Origin of the sequence: Actinacidiphila glaucinigra (genome assembly GCF_900188405.1) — a bacterium.
Lineage (GTDB): Bacteria > Actinomycetota > Actinomycetes > Streptomycetales > Streptomycetaceae > Actinacidiphila > Actinacidiphila glaucinigra.
Genome location: NZ_FZOF01000070.1, coordinates 1 through 6,179, shown reverse-complemented (window position 1 = coordinate 6,179; position 6,179 = coordinate 1). Strand labels below are relative to the sequence as shown.

The following is a 6,179-nucleotide window of genomic DNA, read 5'->3' as shown; positions in this document are numbered from 1 at the left end:
CGACCTGTGCCGTCCGCGTCGGGCGCGGCCACGTGGATCTGCACCTGCACGCCGCCGCGCTCGGGGAGAACGAGCGGGGCCTGGAGGGTGAGTTCCTCCAGCACGTCACAACCGACCTGGTCACCGGCACGAACGGCCAGTTCCACAAAGGCCGCGCCGGGAAGCAGGACGGTGCCCATGACGGCGTGGTCGGCGAGCCAGGGGTGCGTGTCGAGGGAGAGACGGCCGGTGAAGAGGAAGCCGTCGGAGTCGGCGAGCGCCACGGTCGCGCCCAGCAGCGGGTGACCCAGGGCCTCCAGGCCGACAGCGCGCAGATCGCCGGCGCCGCGGCCCGACTCGATCCAGTAGCGCTGCCGCTGGAAGGCGTAGGTCGGCAGGTCGACACGCCGCGCGCCGGTCCCGGCGAAGAACGCCGGCCAGTCGACCGCGATGCCCCAGGCGTGGGCCTGGGCGAGCGCGGTGACGACCGTCTCGGCCTCGGAACGGCCCTTGCGCAGCGCGGGAACGAAGGCGGCGACTTCGCCGGTCACGCACTCCTGCGCCATCGCCGACAGCACGCCGTCCGGACCGAGTTCAATGAACGTGGTGACGCCCGCGGCCTCCAGGGCGCGCACGCCGTCCAGGAAACGCACGGCCTCACGGACGTGGCGCACCCAGAACTCCGGCGAGGCCATCTCGTCCGTGACGACCGCGCCGGTGAGGTTGGAGACCACCGGGATACGCGGAGCGGCGAACGACAACCCCGCCACCACCTCGCGGAAGGCATCGAGCATCCCGTCCATGTGCGGGGAGTGGAAAGCGTGGCTGACCGTCAGACGCTTCGACTTCCGGTCACCCAAGGCCTCCACGATCGCGACCGCGGCATCCTCGTCACCCGCGATCACCACAGCCTGCGGCCCGTTGACAGCCGCGACGCTCACCCGCGCGTTCAGCAGCGGCAGAACCTCGTCCTCCGACGCCTGCAGCGCGATCATCACGCCACCCGTCGGCAGCGCCTGCATCAACCGGCCACGCGCCGCCACCAGCGTGCACGCATCCTCCAGGGACAACACCCCCGCCACATGCGCGGCCGCGATCTCGCCCACCGAATGACCCGACACGAAGTCGGGCCGCACGCCCCAGCTCTCCAGCAGCCGGAACAGCGCCACCTCCACCGCGAACAACGCCGGCTGCGCGAACTCCGTCCGATCCAACGCCTCCGCGTCGTCACCGAACATGACGTCCTTCAGCGACAGGCCGAGGCGCGCGCACACCCCGTCCAGAGCATCGGCGAACCCAGGATGGGTGTCGTACAACTCCCGCCCCATGCCGAGGCGCTGGCTGCCCTGCCCGGTGAACAGGAAGGCCACCTTGCCCGCGACGGGCGAGCCGGTCACCACGCCCGTCGTCGGGTCGCCCTCGGACAGCGCACCCAGACCCGCCAGCACGCCGGCACGATCCTCGGCCACGACAACCGCGCGGTCCTCGAACGAGGCACGCCCCACGGCCAGCGAGTATGCGGCGTCCACGGCACGCAACCCCGGGTTCTCCCCGACATACGCGTGCAGGCGGCGGGCCTGCTCGCGCAAGGCGTCGCGCCCCTTCCCCGACAGCAGCCACGGCACCACCCGCGCCGGGGAGGCGGCCGACGGCTCCGGGACCTCCTCGGGCTCCGGGGCCTCCTCGAGGATCGTGTGGGCGTTGGTGCCGCTGACACCGAACGCGGACACGGCGGCGCGACGCGGCGCACCGGAACCGGACCACGGCATGGGCTCGGTCAGGAGGGCGACCGCGCCGGCCGACCAGTCGACGCCGGGGGTGGGCTCGTCCACGTGGAGGGTCCTGGGGAGGACCCCGTGGCGCATCGCCATGACCATCTTGATGATGCCGGCGACACCGGCCGCGGCCTGGGTGTGCCCGATGTTGGACTTGAGGGAGCCCAGGCGCAGGGGGTTTCCCTCGGGCCGGTCCTGACCGTAGGTGGCCAGCAGCGCCTGCGCCTCGATGGGGTCACCCAGGGTCGTGCCCGTGCCGTGCGCCTCGACGACGTCGATCTCCGCGGCGGAGAGCTGGGCGTTCTCGAGAGCCTGGCGGATGACACGCTGCTGCGACGGGCCGTTCGGCGCCGTCAGGCCGTTGCTCGCGCCGTCCTGGTTCACCGCCGAACCCCGCACCACCGCCAGCACCGGGTGCCCGTTGCGCCGCGCGTCCGACAGCCGCTCCACCAGCAGCACGCCGACGCCCTCGGACCAGCCGGTGCCGTCGGCGGAGGCGGCGAAGGACTTGCAGCGCCCGTCGGGCGCCAGGCCCCGCTGGCGGCTGAACTCGACGAACACGTCCGTGTTGGGCATGACGCACACGCCGCCGACCAGGGCGAGCGAGCACTCGCGCTGGCGCAGGGCCTGGACGGCCAGATGGAGGGCGACGAGGGAGGACGAGCACGCGGTGTCGACGGTGGCGGCCGGGCCTTCCAGCCCGAAGACGTAACTGACGCGGCCGGACAGGACACTGGTGGCGCCGCCGGTCAGCAGCAGCCCCTCGAGTCCTTCCGGGACCTCCCCCAGGTCGGCTCCGTATCCCATCGCGCTCGCGCCGACGTAGACGCCGGTGCGGCTGCCGTGCACCGTCGAGGGGTCGATGCCGGCGCGCTCGAACGCCTCCCAGGAGACCTCCAGCAACTGGCGCTGCTGCGGGTCCATCGCGAGCGCCTCGCGCGGCGAGATCCCGAAGAATCCGGGATCGAACACGGTGGCGTCGTCGAGGAATCCGCCGCCGGTGTTGTAGAAGGCGCCCTTGCGGTCGGGATCGGGATCGGCGAGGGACGTGACATCCCAGCCGCGGTCCGCGGGGAATCCCGAAATGGCGTCGCCGCCTTCGTCGACGAGTCGCCACAATTCCTCGGGGGATCCGACCCCACCGGGGAAACGGCAGCTCATCGCGACGATGGCGACGGGTTCCCGCGCGTCGGCCTCGATCTCCTGCACGCGGCGACGGGAGCGGCGCAGCTCGGCCGTCATCCACTTCAGGTTTTCCAGAAGCTTCTCTTCGTTCGCGCTGGTCACCGGAACGTCACCCCCTGGGGTATCGCGGAATTCCGTGCTGGCATCGGATGGGTCGTCGGAACAGCCATCGGCTCAGGATTTTCCGAATTCTTTGTTGATGATGTCGAAGAGGTCGTCGGCGGAAGCCGATGCGATTTCGCTGTCCTCGTCCTCTCCGATGGCCTCTCGTTCCGCCCTGTTCCAGTTCGCCAGGAGCGATTCGAGCCGTGCGGTGACGCGGGCGCGTTCTGCGGTGTCCTCGGGGACGGACGACAGGAGGAATTCCAGCTTGTCGATCTCCGCGAGGGCCGGCAGTGCGGGGGTGGTGTCCTCGCCGACGAGTTCCGCCCGGACGTACGCCGCCAGTGCCGCGGGCGTCGGATGGTCGAAGACGAGGCCGGCCGGCAGGCGCAGCCCGGTCGCGGTCTGCAGCCGGTTGCGCAGTTCGACGGCGGTCAGCGAGTCGAAGCCCAGGTCCTTGAAGGCACGTGCGGCGTCGACGGACGCCGTGCCCTGGTGGCCGAGGACGGCCGCCACCTGCGCGCGGACCAGGTCGAGCACGACCCGCTCCGTCTCCGGTGCGTCCAGATCCCGCAACTGCGCCGCCAGGTCGGGGACTTCGCCCGTGGGTGCGGGGCCGCCGTCCTGGTCGGCGGCGAGCGCGCGGCGCACTTCGGGCAGGTCGCCGATGAGCGGGCGGGACCTGGCCGCGGTGAAGGCCGGGGCGAAGCGGTCCCAGTCGACGTCGGCCACGATCACCGTGGTCTCGTCCCCGTCCAGGGCGCGCTGGAGCGCCGCGAGGGACGGCTTCGGCGCCATCGCGGGCAGTCCGCGCCGGCGCAGTTGCTCCTCCGCGCCGTCGTCGGCGACGAGGCCGCCCTCCGCCCAGGGGCCCCAGGCCACCGAGGTCGCCGTCATCCCGCGGGCCCGGCGGTGCTGCGCCAGGGCGTCGAGGTGGGCGTTGGCGGCGGCGTAGGCGGCCTGGCCGCCGCTGCCCCACACCCCGGCGATGGAGGAGAAGAGGACGAAGGCGTCCAGCTCGTCCGTGCCGAGGAGTTCGTCCAGGTGGGAGGCTCCCGCGACCTTGGCGGCGACGACGTCGGCCACGTCGGCGGGGCCGGTCTCCGCCAGCGGCGCGAACTGCCCGGTGCCCGCCGTGTGGAAGACCGCGGTGAGGCCCGGCCCGCCCGTTCCGTCGGTGTGCGGTCCGCGCAGCCGCGCCAGCAGGTCGGCGACGGCCTCGCGATCGGTCACGTCGCAGGCCACGGCCGTGGCCCGGACGCCCAGGGCGCCGATCCCGGCGACCAGTTCGTCCGCGCCCGGCGCCTGCGGCCCGCGCCGGCTGACCAGCACCAGGTGTTCCGCCCCGTTCGCCGCCAGCCATCGGGCCACGTGGCCGCCGAGAGCCCCCGTCCCGCCGGTGACGAGCACGGTGCCGCGGGGACGCCACGGCGTACGCCCCTCCGCGCGCTCAAGGCCGCCGTCCCCCGCGCCCCGCGTGACGCCGGCCTCGTGGCTGATACGCCGGGCCAGCAGCCCTCCGCTGCGTAGCGCGACCTGGTCCTCGTCCCCGCAGCCGCCCGCGAGTACGCCGAGCAGCCGGTCGAGGACGCGTTCGTCCGCGGTGCCCGGCAGATCCACGAGCCCGCCCCAGCGGTCGGGGTGCTCCAGGGCCACGACCCGGCCCAGGCCCCACACCTGCGCCTGCGCGACACTGGTCAAGCGGTCCGCCGCCGAGGTCGCCACGGCCCCTGATGTGACACACCACAGCGGTGCCGTGATGCCGGCGTCGCCCAGTGCCTGCACCAGAGCCGCCGTCAGCAACAGCCCGGCCGGCGCCGCGGCATGCACCGGGTGCGGCTGCTCGGCAAAGGCCAGCAGCGAGACGACGCCCGCGACAGCGCCGAGCCCGTCGCCGCCGGTGATCCCGCGCAGCAGGCCGGCCAGTGCCTCACGGTCGGTCGCGGCGGCGGGGGCGACCAGTTGGCGTACGTCCGCGCCGCGGGCCGCCAGGGCCTCGGCGACGGCGGGCAGGCCGCGGCCCGCGTCCTCCGCGGTGCTCACGACGATCCACGTGCCGGACGGGCTGCTGGCGGACGGGACGCCGATCGGCCTCCAGGTCACCCCGTAGCGCCAGCCGTCCGCCACGGACTCCTCCTGGCGCTGCCGGCGCCAAGCCGACAGCGCGGGCAGCAGCACGCCCAGTGGCTGGTCCGTGTCGACGCCCAGGGTGCCCGCGAGCGCGGCGAGGTCGGCGTTGTCGACCGCATCCCAGAACGGTGCGTCGGCCGCGCCGGAGTACCCGTCGGCGCCTGCGGCGGGCACCGCTGCGTCGGCCTCCTCCAGCCAGTAGCGCCGCCCTTGGAAGGCGTAGGTGGGCAGGTCGACGCGGCGGGCGCCGGTCCCGGCGAAGAACCGTGCCCACTCGACGGTCGCACCACGGACGTGGGCCTGGGCGAGTGCGGTGACGGCGGTCCCGGCCTCGGGACGACCGCCCCGCAGGACCGGGACGAAGGCCGCACCGTCCCCGGTCACACAGTCCTGGGCCATGGCGGAGAGCACACCGTCGGGACCGAGCTCCAGATACGTGGTGACGCCCACGGCCTCCAGGGCGCGGACGCCATCGAGGAAGCGCACTGCCTCACGGACGTGGCGGACCCAGAAGTCGGCCGAGGCCACCTCGTCGGTGACCAGAGCCCCGGTCAAGTTGGACACCAGAGGAATACGAGGAGCAGCGTAGGCCAGACCCTCCGCCACCTTCCGGAAGTCCGCCAGCATCCCGTCCATGTCCGGGGAGTGGAACGCGTGACTGACCGTCAACCGCTTCGACTTCCGGCCGGCGAAGAACCCCACGATCGCGAGTGCCGCGTCCTCGTCACCGGCGATCACCACCGACTCAGGACCGTTCACCGCCGCGATGCTCACCCGATCGTTCAGCAGCGGCAGAACCTCGCCCTCCGAGGCCTGCAGCGCGATCATCACCCCACCGGCCGGCAGCGCCTGCATCAGCCGCCCGCGAGCGGCCACGAGCGTGCACGCGTCCTCCAGCGAGAACACACCTGCCACATGAGCGGCGGCGATCTCACCGAGCGAATGACCGGACACGAAGTCCGGCCTCACGCCCCAGGACTCCAGCAGCCGGAACAGCGCCACCTCCAC

Annotated in this window: 2 protein-coding genes; both read right to left on the bottom strand. The window is 73.1% G+C overall.

Going from position 1 to position 6,179, the window contains the following annotated elements; all coding sequences use genetic code 11:
* Nucleotides 1–3,041: type I polyketide synthase (locus CHF15_RS43675; RefSeq protein WP_143681800.1), on the bottom strand; the 3,041-nt coding region annotated here is incomplete at its 3' end.
* A 72-nt stretch (nt 3,042–3,113) separates the two neighbouring features.
* A partial coding sequence (locus CHF15_RS43670; protein WP_143681799.1) for an SDR family NAD(P)-dependent oxidoreductase occupies nt 3,114–6,179 on the bottom strand: 3,066 nt, incomplete at its 5' end.